Raw genomic sequence first — 14,950 nt, 5'->3', positions numbered from 1 at the left:
AACATCATTCATTCTAAGAGGTATTCATCCGATGAGATTGCGGCGCCACCAATAGGTAAGCAAAATCCAAAATTCTTAACTGCTCTCACTCCTTTCTTTAGGACGAGACTTGCTTACCTATTTCCTTTTCGAAATTCAGGAGGCGTCTATGTCCGATCATATATCCATTCAAAGTTTAAATTTTATTTACGAGTCTTCTTCGGAATCTTTATTCGAAGATCTAAATCTGCATTTTGCGTCCGGTTGGACAGGAATCGTAGGTAAAAACGGAAGCGGTAAGTCCACACTCGCTAAAATCATCTCAGGCGAGATCTTTCCTTCTTCGGGAATCATCCAAGGAAATACGAATGTCCGTTATGTGTCTCAAGACACTTCCGTTTCCGAAGAAGACCTGGAAAATTTCATCTACGACGATTCCAAGGAAACGGGGAAGTGGAAGAACCTTCTGAAAATTAAAATCCGGCAGCCGGAAGATTATCATCATTTGAGCTTCGGAGAAAGAAGAAGGATTCTTCTCTCTATGGCTCTCTCGGAAGATTCGGAAGTTCTGATCCTAGACGAACCTACGAACCATTTGGATGAAGAGAGCATTCGCCTGATTTTGAATGCGATTCGATTTTATCAGGGAGTTGGGATTCTGATCAGTCACGACAGATATCTGTTAGATGAGGTTGTCTCTTCCTGCGTGTTTTTGGAGAAGAATTTTTATTCCCAAAGGCCGGGAAATTTTTCCCAAGGAAGATCCGAAATGGAAAGGGAAAGAGAAGAAAGGGTAAAGGATTGGGAAGAGATTCGTAAAGAAAGAAAAAGACTGGAAGCGGAGATCAGCCGTAGAAGAGAGGAGGCAAACCTTTCCCATAAACATAGATCCAAAAAAGGTTTGGATCCTCACGATCACGATGGAAGATACCGCAAAAATCTGGCAAGAGTGACAGGAAAAGACGGGCAGGCAGGCAGATTGAAAAATCAATTGGATGCCAGAAAAGAACATTCGGAACGGAAGGAGAAAGAAATTTTTTCAAAACTTCCCGAGAAAGAAAACCTTGGTATTGTTTGGCGAACAAACGTTTCCAGAAGATCGAATTTGTTTTTATGGGAAGAAGAGAAAATGAATTTCGGCTTTTTAACTTTGCGATCGGAATCTCATCTTTCGATTCTTCCCGGTTCCAGGATCGCGATCACAGGAAAAAACGGATCCGGCAAATCCACTTTGATGGGATTTTTAGTGAAGGAGATGGAAAGAAAAGGAATTCCTTATCTGTATCTTCCTCAGGAATTTTCTAAGGAAGATTTGGAGAGTATGCAACAAGAGTTTCGTAATTTCTCTCCCGATAAGAAGGCGAAGATACTTTCAGGGATCCATCGTTTGGGCAGCGATCCGAAACGTTTTTCCGAATCGGAAAGTTTTAGTCCGGGAGAATGGAAAAAACTTTTTTTATCCGTTCATCTGGAGTCTCAGCCCGAAATTCTTTTGTTAGATGAACCTACGAATCATTTGGACATCAAATCTTTGGAAGCCTTGGAATCTTCTTTGGCAGTTTTGCCTTCCGCTTTGGTTTTGGTCAGTCACGACAGAAGGTTTTGGGAATCGTTAGCACAGGAAGAGTGGGGCTTGGAAAACTTTTTTCTCACCCAAAAATATCTAGACAAAATCTAATTAGTTCATTTAGAATAATTCTAAGGAGTGATATATGCCACAAGTAACCTCACATGCACCTGATTTTAAGGCAACTGCCGTCATCGGGGAAACTTTCAAAGAAATTAAATTATCCGATTACAAAGGAAAATGGGTCGTATTGTTTTTCTATCCGCTCGACTTCACTTTCGTATGCCCTACGGAAATCATCGAGTACGATGCTAAATTGGAAGACTTCAAAAAAATCGGCGCGGAAGTTTTGGGCGTTTCCATCGACAGTGAGTTCTCTCACTTGGCTTGGAAAAAAACTCCTAAAAAAGAAGGCGGAATCGGAGCGATCAACTATCCTCTCATCGCAGATAAAACCAAAGAAATCGCAAAATCTTTCGGAGTTCTCATCGAGTCCGGTCCGGATGCGGGAGTGGCTCTCAGAGGAACTTTCATCATCGATCCGAACGGAATCATTCGCCAAGCGACTGTTAATGATCTTCCCGTGGGAAGAAACATCGACGAAGCTCTTCGTTTGATCAAAGCGTTCCAATTCGTAGAAAAACATGGTGAAGTTTGCCCTGCCAACTGGGATGAAGGTAAAAAGACCATGAAAGCGGATCCTACCGGTTCGAAAGCTTACTTTGCTTCTGTAAATTAATCTGATCCGGCCGTTTCCCCGAACTCCGGAATGAAAGAGTTTGGGGAATTTCGGATTCTCTCTCCCGTCTAATCTTTACACCGATACAAAAATATATGATGACCTCCTCAGACAAATTAGACCAAGAAGAAAACCGATTCTACAAGGCAGACGGATTCCCGAAAGGGCTCAGTCGTAAGGTTGTGGAATCCATTTCTCATATCAAAAATGAACCGTCTTGGCTGACTGAATTTCGTCTCAAAGCTTTCTCTGTCTATGAAGAGAAGCCCATGCCGAATTGGGGGTTCATTCCTCAGTTCCGAATCAATATCGACGACTATGTTCATTACGTAGGAACCAACCAAAAAAAGAAAAAATCCTGGGATGAGGTCGATCCTGAAATTTTAAGAAGTTTCGAAAAACTGGGAATCCCGGAACACGAAAGAAAATATTTGGCGGGGATCGAAACGATGAACGATTCCGAAACCATCTACGCCAATGTAAAAAAAGAACTCACCGATTTAGGAATCATCTTCTGCGACATTGACACTGCCATCAAAGAATATCCGGAATTAGTTCGCGAATATTTGGGAACAGTTGTGACTATCGGAGACAATAAATTCTCCGCACTCAACTCATGCGTGTTCAGCGGTGGTTCCTTCGCATACATCCCCAAGGGAGTGAAGACTCCTATGCCTTTGCAGGCTTACTTCAAAGTGACTGCGGCAAGTTCAGGACAATACGAAAGGACTCTTCTCATTGCAGATGAAGATTCTCATCTGGAATACAGCGAAGGCTGCACTTCCGTTCAGGACAAAGGAACTAATTTTCATACCGCCGTTGTAGAGTTAGTCGCTAAAAAAAATGCGAAGATCTTCTACACCACCATCCAAAATTGGAAAAAGAATATGTACAATTGGACCGTGAAGAGAGGGATTTGCCATGAAGCGGCCCACATCACTTGGACCGATTGCAATATAGGTGCCAACACGATCAAATATCCAGGGATCATCCTGCAGGGAGATCATTCTACGGGAGACGTTCTTTCTCTTGCGTTTGCGGGAGGAGGTCAGATACAGGATACAGGCGCCAGAATCATCCATGTGGGAAAAAACACAAGGTCCAATATTCTCGCCAAAGGGGTTGCTCTCGATGGCGGAGTAAACTCTTACAGAGGTTTGGTGAAATTCGAACCTTCCAGCAAAGGTTCTTACAGTCATATCAAATGCGACGGTTTGATGATGGACAGTCGTTCGCAGTCCCACGCCTATCCTTATAATGATGTTTCCGGAGAAGAAGGGACACTCAATTATGAGGCTACTGTTTCCAAAATCGATGAGGATCAATTGTTCTATCTTCAATCCAGAGGATTGGGAGAAGACGATGCGAAGCTACTCATTATCAACGGATTTTGTGAAGGGGTGACCAAACATTTGGATGTGGAATATTCCGTAGAAATGACTAAACTCATCCGTATGATTTTAGAAGACGGACATGTGATTTCCGAAAATGTCCCTACAGGGAAAATTAGCGCAAGTTAGTTTTCTTCCCGGGTTCTGAAATGAGAAAGGGATCTGAGCCGGCATGGCTTGGTTTTCCTTCTCTATGTATCTCTTTAAAATCTTGACTCGGCATTCAGTAAGAACAATTTAGAAATCAGTACGAACAGATGGCTCAGTTAGGCAAGTTTTTCGGTTTTTTCCCTCTCATTCTCAAAAAAATCCCTTCTCACTTGAAGATGATTTTGTTCCTCGCAGCTTATTATTTGGTGATCCTTACTCTCTATCGGTTCGCCTTTTTGTACGTGTATTCTTACCGTTTGGAAGGTGTGAATGTTTATGAAATCTTAAGTGCTCTGGTTCTAGGGCTTAGATTCGATATCTCTACAATCTCCATGCTTTTGGGACTGTTTGCCGTTTTGGCGTCTCTCCCTTTTCTCAATCGTTACAAAACCTATCGTTTTATTTGGGGGTATGTTCCCATCCTCCTGAGTCTTTGGATGATCTCCCATCTTGTAGCGGACATCATCTATTTCGAAAATGCGAACAAACATATCGGTTACGAAGGGTTTGTGTTTTTAGGAAAAGATTTGGGAGTTCTTTTGAAATCCGCATTCGAACAAAACGCTTCCTTATCGATCGGAACAATTCTATTTTTAATCGTATTTTTGCCTCTCAGCACTTGGCTCTTTCTCAAATACAATCCTTTTCATTACGAACCTAAATCGATCTCTTCCGAATCAATCACTTGTTTTGCGGTTCTTGTTTTGGCGGTTTTGGGAGTGAGAGGCGGTTTGCAGGAATCTCCCATCCGTGCTACGAATGCGATCGTGTCCGGAAATAATTTTGTGAATAATCTCGCATTGAACGGAGTTTTCACTTCCATCATGGATGTGAAAAGCCAATCCATTCCCAATTTTTTGAAGATGGATCCCAAACAATACGTTGAGATCGTAAGGGACGAAATCTCTTACGAAGGAGCGGAATTCGTAAGCGAAAAATATCCGCTTCTTAGGGAACAGAAAGAAACCAACCAAGGAACTCCTCCGAATGTCATTTTGATTCTTTTGGAAAATTGGACGGGTGAGTTTATTTCTCCTATCTCCAACGGTTTGGTGGATGGAAAAGAAGTGGCTCCTTATTTCAATCGACTGTTGAAGAAGGGGCGTTTTTTCGATCACTTTATGGCTTCGGGAGGAAGGACCACTAACGGGATGATGTCCATTCTGACGGGAGTTCCGGATCGCCCTGGGTTAACAGTTGTTCGTACGCATCAAGTTCTGGGGAATTTTTCGGGAATAGGGACTCTTTTTTCCAAAATGGGTTATGAAACTTATTTTGTGACCGGAGGGGATTTGAGTTTCGACAATAAAAACACTTTGGCTCCTCATTTCGGTTTTCAGACCGCAGTGGGAGAAAAAGAAATTACGAAACTAGGCAGATACGGTTTGGGAAGCTGGGGATACGATGATGCCGACGTATTAGAACAATTACATGAAAGAGCTTCCTCTGCTACAAAACCGTTTTTCGGAGTGGCACTCACTCTTACGACTCACTATCCTTATCGTTCTCCTAAAGATGAATTGAATATTTTCGGAAAAGAAATCAGAGACGCAGATTTTTTAAATGTGTATCATTATGCGGATTGGGCTGTGAATCAGTTTATGGAGAAAGCGGAAAAATCCAAATACTTCAAGAATACGATTTTCGTATTCGTAGCAGATCACACTCATCATAGATATTTGGATTATTACCAAGACAGAAGAATTCCCTTCCTTGTTTATTCTCCGGGAAGAGTGACCCCCGGGATCGATTCTCAAATAGCTTCCCAGTTGGATGTGATTCCTACAATTTTAGGTTTGGTGGGAAAACAGGCTTTTTTCTCCGCAATGGGAAGGGATCTTTTCGCAAAAAAAAGAACCAACTCTGCCTACTATGCTTATGGAAATCTTTTCGGCTGGCTGGAAGGGGATACTTTTTATGCGCGTTTTTTTGACGGGAAAGAAGACTTTGCTTATAGCACTCTTCCTCCCAGAGAGAAAAAAAATATCTGCGAAGGGAACCATAACCCTTGTGAGATCCCCGGCCTAAAGGCCAGAGCGTTTCTCAATATGAGTTATGATCTTTTGAACCGCAATATGGTGTTTCCTAAAGAATCCGAATTCGAAACAGGAAACTATAAATAGATATTCGCCGAAGAATAGAGGTCTCTGCAAAGGATACAATCCTGCAAAAGACCTCTGATTTGTTTCTTCTCGTCGTCCGCTAAACCTTCCCATAGATTTGTTTTTTCTTCCGGATCATTTCGGAAACGGAACAATTCTTCTTTGGTCGGCACAGAGTTCAATCTCAGTATATAGTGCAGATCACTTTTGATAAAACTGAGCCCCACTCTGTAGAGAGATGTCTCGTTATTATTCGCAATGAAGATGGTTCTGTCTTCTTGAACAGGTGTTAGAAGGGAAGTTCCGGGGAGTCTGTTTAAGTAGTTTGCGATTTCCGGTTCTTTGCTGATTCCCATTAGATCCGTGATCGTGGGGATGAGGTCTATATTGGCCACATTCTTGGATTTGTTTTGGTTCAGATGGTTCGTCCAGGATTGATATTCTTTTGGAAGATATACCATCATAGGAATGGAAACAGTTTCTATATGGTTACTTTCTATATGTCCTATATACCCGTGTTCGAAGATCATTTCTCCGTGATCGGATGTGAACAAAATAATTGTATGACCAGTCAGTCGCTCATTTTCCAAAAAAAGAATCACATCTTTCATGAGTGCATCCAGATGACGAACGGAATTGTCATACGGAGCATTCAGATCTTGTCCTACGGGGAAATGTTCGGAACCTTCCGGGATGAAATAAGGAAAGTGGTTCGTATTGAAATGAAGCACTCCCGCAAAGGAAGAACCTTCTTCTTTGAGTTTCAAAACGTGTTTTTTGAATTCGGATACGGTAAAACGGTCGTCGATCCCTATGTCGTTAAAGGTAGGATTTCCGCTGGTTTCTTTGTTCCAGAGGTAATCGATTCCTGAATTTTTAAAGAAACCGTCGAAGTTGTTCCAACGGAAGCTGTGACTGGAAATAAAGAAAGTGGAATGTCCCAAGGTTTTTCCGTATTCCCAGAAGAGTGGGAAATTATGGGTCATCGCAATGTTTTGATCGGGAGAGATTCCGGATAGAATGCTTGGCACGGAAATGAGAGTGGAACTTGCGTTAGAGAATGCATTTTCGAAAACGGTGACTTTTCCATCCTTCGGTTTTTTTACCCAGCTGCTGAGAAAGGGAGTAGTATCTTTCTGATATCCGTAAAGATTCATGCTCTTTCTTCTCAAACTTTCGGAAACGATAAGAAGTACGTTCGGCTTTTCCTTTCTTTGAATCGGGGCTAGACCGGGTTCGTTTCTGGACTGAAGACCTGCAGAACCCAAACGATCTCCTGTAACTGCATTGTATAGGTTTTGATTGAAGAATACGATTGTGTTTGTATCCGCCACATACAACTGGTCTTGGAATTTAGTGTTGTTGTGAAAGAAAAGAGAAAGTAGAAGGATCAAACTTCCCGCAACGGAAGCGGTTGCAACCAGATACTTTGGTTTCTGAAGGAGAGATACTTGTCTGAGGAAATACACGCAAAGAGAGAATAGGAATATGAATCCTAAAATCGCCTTCGCATTGAGCCCTGCTAGAAATAAAGTCCAGCTGTTGTAAGGCTCCTGAAACATAAAAGAGAATACGAAAAAGTTCGGCATGATTCCCGTATAATGAAAGTAACCATAAGAACCAACAACTGTTAGTGTATAAAACAGGGAAAAGAGAATTACCAAAAATAGATTGAGTTTCTTTCTGTCGTTTGCTTTCGAAGTGATGAGAGAAAAAAGAATCAGAAGATAGATCAAAGCAGAAAAGGCTATAGAAACCAGATATACTCCCCATTTGTTGGAATCCAATTCACTGAGGATGGGAAGGCGAAATCCCAGATCCGTTCCGATGAGTAGGAGGGGAATAAAAAGGACTGCTAATAGGTTTTTGAAGAAGGAAAAAGTCACGAAAATGTACCTCTTTTCCTGTTAGGAAATAACAGTTATTTCAAGTAATTCTCACCCGCAAGCTTGAGCAAGCGCTTAAATAAGAACTTGACCATTTGTTCATAAAGAGAATTTTGAAAGGGGAGAAAGCCGGGAGTTTTTCGATGAAAGAAGATATATTTGTGTTAAAAGGCAAAAGACTGGCGGAACTCCAAGAATTCTGTGCTTCTCTGGGTTTGGAGCCGTATCGCGCCAAACAGATCTACCAAGGAATCTATAAAAATCGTTACAGTTCCTTAGAACAATTTACTACATTTTCCAAAGAGGTTCGGGAGAAATTGAAGGCGAACGCCAGTTTCCCCGAAATCCAATTGGGAAGGGAGCTCATCTCCAAAGACGGTACTAGAAAGTTCACTTTTGAAGTGGAACCTGGAAAGGAAGTGGAAACAGTGTGGATTCCTTCCGGAGACGGGGATAGAAAAACCATCTGTATCTCTTCCCAAGTAGGATGCACCCTCAACTGCGCGTTTTGCGCTACCGGTCTTTTGGAATACAAAGGGAATCTTCAAACTTGGCAGATTTTAGATCAGATCCTGCAAGTGGAAAAGATCGTTCAAGATCGTGCAACTAACATCGTTTTTATGGGAATGGGCGAACCCATGCATAATTATTTTTCCGTCTTAAAGGCCGCTCATATCCTCAATGACAAAGACGGTTTCTGTCTAGGTGCCAAACGAATCACCATTTCCACTGCGGGAGTGACTACAGGCATCAACCGTTTTATCGAAAATAAAGAACCTTTTAATTTTGCCATTTCTCTCAACCATCCCAATCCGAACGCACGTTCTTCCGTGATGGATGTAAACGACAAACATCCTTTGGAAAAACTTCTGGAAACGGCAAGACGATTCACTCAGGAGCTGGATCGTATGATCACCTTCGAATACGTGATGATTCCCGACGTGAATATGGGAAGAGAGAATGCGGAAAGACTTGTGAAAATCGCAAGATCCGTCAACAAGTGCAAAATCAATGTCATCCCGCTAAACACCGATTTTACGAAGTGGAGACGACCTACGGAAGAAGAAGTAGGGGAGTTCGTATCATACTTACGCGCTAAGTCCGGGGTTCCGATTTTAAATCGAAGAAGTCCCGGAAGAGACATCAACGGAGCTTGCGGAATGTTAGCTCTGAAAGGAACCAGAAATGAAAAAATCGTTCAAACTTAGTTTGATCCTGCTTACCCTTTTCCTTTTTTCCTGCCAGGACATAGTAGAGAAAAAATGCAATGCCGCTTGCGACCAGTTCGTATCTTGCACGGAACAAGTGATGAAGATCGAACTTTCTCCGGAAGCGAAACGATCCGGTCACATCTCTTGTTTGAACGGATGTGCCACTCATAACAGTGAAATTTTGCAATGTTACGAACAAGAGCCTACTTCCTGCAAAGGGTTCGGGGAATGTGTTCTTCAGATAGGAAGTTTGGAATGACGCAAACACAAACATTGAATTCTAACGAGCGGCTTTTTTACAGGCTGCTGCTTCTTATCTCTTCTCTTCCCATTTTATTCACTCTTCCTCTGGATGTGATCGATATCGATTCTTCTCAATATGCGGAGATCGGAAGGGAGATGTTGGAAAGGCTCGACTTTTTTACCATCTATGACAACGGAAGAAAGTATCTGGATAAACCGATTTTTACTTTCTGGACCATTACCGCCTCGTTTTCGTTATTCGGTATTGGTAATATCGCTTTCCGCATTCCAGCTTTGATACTGAGTTTTCTTTCCGTTTATTCCGTTTACCGCATCTCCATTCTGATTTGGGGAAAGGAAAGACAGGCGTATTTGACATCCATCGCCTATCTATTGGCTCCAGGATTTTATTCCATGGTGGTGGATCCCAAGATAGATGTGTATCTAACCGCCTATTTGACTTTCACTTACCATTTCTATTATTTGGGGCGTAAAAAAAATCCCAACTATTACCTTCTGATGTATCTAATGATGTCGATCGGGTTTGTGACCAAAGGACCGATCAGCGTTGTGATTCCTGCACTTTCTATCGGAGGAGACATCCTGTTCAGAAGGGATTGGAAACTTCTTTTATCCATGAAGATCGTTCCCGGTTTTTTCATACTAGCTTCTTTGCCTGCTCTTTGGTCTTACCTTCTCTTTTTGGAGTTCAATTCGTACGGCCCCGCTTTTTTCATTTGGATTCAATCCTTCGGTCGTTTTTACAAAGAGATGTACGATGTGAAGTTCGATCCTTTCTATTTTTATAAAAGTTTCTTATGGGCTTTCTTCAGCGGTGTCATCCCTATGGCGGTTTATATCGTCTACAGAGCGTTTCATTACTATCGTTCCGTGGGTTGGAAAGAGATCTTTCGTAAGATCAAATCCAATGAATACTTCCATATCGATTTTGTGATCCCTTTCTGGGTCTTTTTGTTTCTGTTTTTGATCTCCTTTTCCAGATTTCCTCTTCCTCAATATATCTATTGGATTTTGCCGGGAGCTGCTTTGTATTTCGGGAAACTGGCCGAGGAAAGTTTGTTTGCAAGTGCCACCAAAAGGATCCGCCCTTCCTTTATGATTGCCGGAATCGTTTATTATGTGGGCTTTTTTCTTTTGCCCATTTACATCCAGGAAGTAGGGATTCTTTATTATCTTTTCTTTGCCATCGGAGTTCTGTTCATCATCATTTGTGCACAAGTAGTTCCTATCGAACTGCTTGTGACAGTTACTGGTGCTGCCTTGTTTTTGGGCTCCGTCAGTTTGGTGTATTACCCTCTTTTGACAAGTTATCAGCCTTCTCGAGAAATCGGTGCTTTGGTGAAACAGTGGGAGCCGGATGAGCCTGTGCTTTATACTTTCGGAATCTCAAATTCCAAAAGATCTTATGCTTTTTATTCCGGGAGGACCTTCCGTAATATCTACGATCAGGGGAAAATCGAACAGCTTTGGACGGGAAGAGAGAAACGTCTTGTGGTAGTTCCTACAGATTCCATTCCTCAACTTCTTTCCATTGCGGGAGAAGGATACGAAATAGAGACAGTATTTGAGAAAGAATCCTTCAAAGTGGCCACTCCTACGAGGGCTTTCCTAGAAAAAGACACAAGATCCCGAACAACTAAGAAAATTTCTTTGATTTGGTTGAAAAAAATTCAGGGGAAAACCGCAAAAATTACGAAATAATAACTAGGCTAAATTGTGTAAGTCTGGTTTTTAGGGCCCTTGGATGCTGAATCGGGGCCATTTTTTTTGCCCTTGAATATTAGAATATATTGAAGTTCTAAAGTAGGTTGTTATTCGTATTAGACTAATTGAGAATCAGAATCATTTGTATGTTTCTGGAAAATTGCGTAAATTATGTCCCGTATCATGTTTTTTCTCAACAGAAACCCATACATACTTGCTTTTTTTCTGATTTTACCTTTCCTTGTCAGAAGACAGTGTAAAGGGTTCAGGAAATTCTGCGAATGAACATAAAAATACTCAAGATCTCTGTGCCAATCGTTGCTATTGCAGCAGTTGCATATCTGATTTTTTCACCCAGCCGTTATGTGGGCTACTCTCCAGACCAGCCCATCCCTTTTAACCATAAGATTCATGCAGGCGACAATAAGATCGATTGTAAGTATTGCCACATTGGTGTAGAAAACTCTGCCCATGCGACAGTGCCGCCCAGCTCTACTTGTATGAATTGTCATGGTGGTGCCAACGTTGCTGGTAATCAAGAGCATGTTAAATGGTTAAAACAACAGTTCGAAAATAATACTCCGGTTGCTTGGGTTCGTATTCATGATCAACCAGACTTTGTTTATTTCAACCACTCGCGTCACGTACAAAGGGGAGTCGATTGTTCCACTTGTCACGGCAATGTCGCCGAAATGGTAAAAGTAAAACAAGCTAAATCGTTAAACATGGGTTTTTGCGTGGATTGCCACCGTGAAAATAATGCACCTAACGATTGCTCTACTTGTCATAGGTAATCCGGAGAAACATATATGATGAAAGACGACTCTTTCCAAAAAGAAAAAAAAGCCTTATGGCAGTCTTACGAGCTTCGTGGAACTTCCCGCGAGAAACAGCTCCAAAAACAAGAATTCTATACATCACCTGATCCACTGATCTCCAAAATTAAGAAAGGCGACTTCGATCGTAAAACTTTCTTAAAATTTATGGGTGCATCGGTTGCGATGACAACGATCGGTTGTATCCCAAAACCTCAAGAAAAAATCATTCCTTATGTAAACCTCAATCTGAGCAAAACGGAAGGGGAAGGCGAAGTTTACGATTTCGTAAAACACGGTCACTCTTATCACTATGCTTCCGTCTGCGGTGAATGCGGTGCTGGTTGCGGTATTTTGGTAAAAGCAAGAGACGGACGTCCTTTGAAATTGGAAGGAAATCCGAATCACCCAGTTTCTCAAGGAGCTCTTTGTGCTTCTGGACAAGCTTCTATCTTCGATCTTTATGATTCAGACAGAGCGAAAGAGCCAGTGCAAATCATCGAAGGAAAAACAAAATCCTCCGATTGGTTCGTTTTGGACAAGGACGTAAAAGAGAAACTTTCAACAAACAAAGGAAAGACGGTGATCGTAACGAAACCTCTTCCTTCTTCTTCTTCCGAAGAAATCGTGAACGAATTTTTAAAGACTGTCGGCGGTGGAAAACACTACGAAGTTTTAATCGGTAGTTCCGAAGATGCGATCACGATCGCTCAAGAAAAATCTTACGGAAAAGCGGTTCTTCCTAATTATCATTTTGATAAAGCGAAAGTGATTCTTTCCATTGATTGCGACTTCCTTGGGGAGTGGTTGTCTTCGGTTGAATTCCAAAAAGACTTCGCAAAAAGAAGAGATCTTGTAAAACAAAGTTCTAAAGACTTCAATATCTTTGTAGCTGCGGAAACTCATCCTACGATGACAGGTTCCAACGCAGACCAAAGAGTTCCTTTGAAACCGGGTGACCAAAGAAAGTTTGCTCTTGCGATTGCAAAAGCGCTTTCCGACTTGGGAGTAGGCGGAGCCACAGGTGTTGCAGGAATCGACGTAAACAAAGCCGCTTCCGAATTGGGAATTCCAGCGGATCTAATCACTAGAACTGCGACTGCTCTTTCCAAAGCGAAAGGTGAGTCTCTTGTTGTAGCGGGTGGTTCCAGTGCGGAAACTGCGGATGCAGTAGACCTTCAAATCGCAGTGAACATGTTGAACAGCATGCTCGGTAACGACGGTAAGACGGTAGATTCCACTGCTGCCAGAAAACAAGGCAGAACCAATTATCATTCTAATCTTTCTACTCTTGCAAAAGAATTGAAAGAAGGCAAAATCGGAGTTCTATTCCTTTACGGAGTGAATCCTGTTTACAATGCAACGAACGGAGATGAGTGGAAAAAACTTCTGCACCAAGCTGCGCAAGTGGTTTCTCTTACTGATCGTGCAGATGAGACAGCTCTCGCATCCAATTGGTTGGCTCCTACTTCCCACTTCCTTGAGTCTTGGGGAGATGCAGAACCTTACGTAGGAATCGCATCCATCCAACAACCTACCATCCGACCTCTTTTCAGCACTCGTTCCCTTGAGGATTCGTTGATTGCTTGGGCCGGAGGACAGTTGCTAGGTGCTTCTTCTTTCTACGATTACCTAAAAGCAAAATATTCCAAAAAAACAAATTGGGAAGAACTTCTCAGAAGCGGAATTTATTCCACTGCTGGAAACCGCAAAGCGGACAAACCTGCTAGAGGATTTAAAGCTGCAATCGCTCCTTTAACTTCTACTAAGTCCGGTTTGACTCTTTCTCTCTATACAAGCTCCGGAGTAAAAGACGGTGCTAGAGCGAACAACTCCCAATTGCAAGAACTTCCGGATCCAATCTCTAAAGTGACTTGGGACAATTACGTGGCGATCAGCCCGCAATACTCTCGTTCTTCCGGAATCAAACTCAATGACGTAGTGAAAGTGACTGTAGACGGCAAGTCTTTTGAATTGCCTGCACTCGTTCAGCCTGGTCTTCATCCGGAAGCTGTGGGGATTGCACTCGGTTACGGTAGAACTGCCGTAGGAGAAATCGGAAACGGAGTAGGTAAGAATGCCAGCATTCTTGCTTCTTCCAATGCGGACGGAGTGGTGTATTCCGGTCTTTCCGTTGCGATCGAACCTACAGGTAAAAAATACAAATTAGCTACCACTCAGGACCACCACATGATGAGTCCCGGTTTGATGATGGGAATCGAATGGAAAGAAAGACCTCTTATCATTTCCGCTAAAATTCAAGATTACGATAAAAATCCTGCTGCGAACATCCCTGAGCCTGAGATCCCTCAGATTCTGAAAGATGGAAAATTAGTTCGTGCGCAAGGTGCGAATGCTCCTGCAGACGAGCCAGGAAGTCAATTCACATACCACGGTTATAAATGGGGTATGGCAGTTGACCTAACACAGTGTACCGGTTGCGGTTCTTGTGTTGTTGCTTGTAGCGTGGAAAACAACGTTCCTATGGTAGGACGTGACGAAGTAAGAATGGGTCGTGAGATGCATTGGCTTCGTATCGACCGTTACTACATCGGTGATCCTGAAAGACCGGAATCTATTGAAATCGCTCATCAACCTTTGATGTGCCAACATTGTGACAATGCTCCTTGTGAGACTGTTTGTCCGGTTGCGGCTACAATCCACAGTTCCGAAGGAACCAACGACATGGTTTACAACCGTTGCGTGGGAACTCGTTACTGCTCTAACAACTGTCCTTACAAAGTTCGTCGTTTCAACTGGTTGGAACACTGGAACGAGCACAATCTTTTGGGAGAGAGCAACTATACTTTCAAAGCGACTCCTCCTAGAAACTTGGGACTCAATCCGGAAGTTACGGTTCGTTCTCGTGGTGTGATGGAAAAATGTAACTTCTGTGCATCCAGAGTGGCAGAAGCTAAAATCCATGCAAAGAACGAAGGACGCACTTTGAGAGACGGAGAAGCAACTTGCGCATGCGAGCAGTCTTGTCCTTCCGATTCAATCGTATTCGGTAACGTAAACGATCCTGAATCTAAAGTTTCCAAACTTCTAAAAGATCCGAGATCTTATAAACTCTTGGAATACTTAAATATCGGACCTGCGGTTAGTTATATGACACGCGTTCGAAACAACGTTTAACTAG

At 42.4% G+C, this 14,950-nt stretch carries 10 protein-coding genes; 9 read left to right on the top strand and 1 reads right to left on the bottom strand.

Annotation, left to right across the window (positions count from 1 at the left end; genetic code table 11):
• Positions 1–148 precede the first annotated feature (148 nt).
• The 4 genes from EHS15_RS05255 to EHS15_RS05240 all read left to right on the top strand — a co-directional run bounded on the left by EHS15_RS05255 (position 149) and on the right by EHS15_RS05240 (position 5,949).
• The gene (locus EHS15_RS05255; RefSeq protein ID WP_135759502.1) at positions 149–1,657 is read left to right on the top strand and encodes an ATP-binding cassette domain-containing protein; all 1,509 of its coding nucleotides are present in this window, start codon (positions 149–151) and stop codon (positions 1,655–1,657) included.
• A 34-nt stretch (positions 1,658–1,691) separates the two neighbouring features.
• A complete protein-coding gene (locus EHS15_RS05250; protein WP_135759501.1) occupies positions 1,692–2,285 on the top strand; it encodes a peroxiredoxin in 594 nt (197 codons plus the stop codon).
• A 95-nt stretch (positions 2,286–2,380) separates the two neighbouring features.
• Positions 2,381–3,805 (top strand): Fe-S cluster assembly protein SufB, encoded by a 1,425-nt coding sequence (gene sufB / locus EHS15_RS05245; protein ID WP_476737712.1) that lies wholly within the window; start codon positions 2,381–2,383, stop codon positions 3,803–3,805.
• A gap of 167 nt (positions 3,806–3,972) precedes the next feature.
• Positions 3,973–5,949, top strand: coding sequence for an LTA synthase family protein (locus EHS15_RS05240; protein WP_135759608.1), 1,977 nt, complete (start codon positions 3,973–3,975; stop codon positions 5,947–5,949).
• Here the strand turns inward: EHS15_RS05240 and EHS15_RS05235 are convergent.
• A complete protein-coding gene (locus EHS15_RS05235; RefSeq protein ID WP_135759500.1) occupies positions 5,940–7,814 on the bottom strand; it encodes a phosphoethanolamine transferase family protein in 1,875 nt (624 codons plus the stop codon). The genes EHS15_RS05240 and EHS15_RS05235 overlap by 10 nt on opposite strands.
• Before the next feature lie 143 nt (positions 7,815–7,957).
• On the opposite strand from EHS15_RS05235, the gene rlmN reads away from it, so the two are divergent.
• The 5 genes from rlmN (at position 7,958) to EHS15_RS05210 (ending at position 14,946) form a co-directional block, all read left to right on the top strand.
• Complete coding sequence (gene rlmN / locus EHS15_RS05230; protein ID WP_135759499.1) at positions 7,958–9,022, top strand: dual-specificity RNA methyltransferase RlmN; 1,065 nt, start codon at positions 7,958–7,960, stop codon at positions 9,020–9,022.
• Positions 9,000–9,284 carry a Cys-rich protein gene (locus EHS15_RS05225; protein WP_135759498.1) on the top strand — a complete coding sequence of 95 codons (285 nt, stop codon included), beginning with the start codon at positions 9,000–9,002 and terminating at the stop codon, positions 9,282–9,284. Before rlmN ends, EHS15_RS05225 begins: the two co-directional genes overlap by 23 nt.
• A complete protein-coding gene (locus tag EHS15_RS05220; protein WP_135759497.1) occupies positions 9,281–10,990 on the top strand; it encodes an ArnT family glycosyltransferase in 1,710 nt (569 codons plus the stop codon). Before EHS15_RS05225 ends, EHS15_RS05220 begins: the two co-directional genes overlap by 4 nt.
• Positions 10,991–11,274: 284 nt before the next feature.
• Positions 11,275–11,787, top strand: coding sequence for a cytochrome c3 family protein (locus EHS15_RS05215; RefSeq protein ID WP_135759496.1), 513 nt, complete (start codon positions 11,275–11,277; stop codon positions 11,785–11,787).
• A gap of 18 nt (positions 11,788–11,805) precedes the next feature.
• Entirely contained in the window at positions 11,806–14,946 is a 3,141-nt protein-coding gene (locus tag EHS15_RS05210; RefSeq protein ID WP_210416302.1) for a Fe-S-cluster-containing hydrogenase, read from the top strand.
• Positions 14,947–14,950: the final 4 nt, after the last annotated feature.

Origin of the sequence: Leptospira idonii, from assembly GCF_004770995.1 — a bacterium.
GTDB lineage: Bacteria > Spirochaetota > Leptospiria > Leptospirales > Leptospiraceae > Leptospira_A > Leptospira_A idonii.
The sequence above is the reverse complement of the archived record's forward strand: the minus strand, read 5'-3'. Positions and strand labels throughout refer to the sequence as shown.

Coding starts and splice junctions, on each gene's coding strand:
- EHS15_RS05255 (WP_135759502.1), top strand. CDS start 149: ATGTCCGATCATATATCCATTCAAAGTTTAAATTTTATTTACGAGTCT.
- EHS15_RS05250 (WP_135759501.1), top strand. CDS start 1,692: ATGCCACAAGTAACCTCACATGCACCTGATTTTAAGGCAACTGCCGTC.
- EHS15_RS05220 (WP_135759497.1), top strand. CDS start 9,281: ATGACGCAAACACAAACATTGAATTCTAACGAGCGGCTTTTTTACAGG.
- sufB (WP_476737712.1), top strand. CDS start 2,381: ATGATGACCTCCTCAGACAAATTAGACCAAGAAGAAAACCGATTCTAC.
- EHS15_RS05215 (WP_135759496.1), top strand. CDS start 11,275: ATGAACATAAAAATACTCAAGATCTCTGTGCCAATCGTTGCTATTGCA.
- rlmN (WP_135759499.1), top strand. CDS start 7,958: ATGAAAGAAGATATATTTGTGTTAAAAGGCAAAAGACTGGCGGAACTC.
- EHS15_RS05225 (WP_135759498.1), top strand. CDS start 9,000: ATGAAAAAATCGTTCAAACTTAGTTTGATCCTGCTTACCCTTTTCCTT.
- EHS15_RS05210 (WP_210416302.1), top strand. CDS start 11,806: ATGAAAGACGACTCTTTCCAAAAAGAAAAAAAAGCCTTATGGCAGTCT.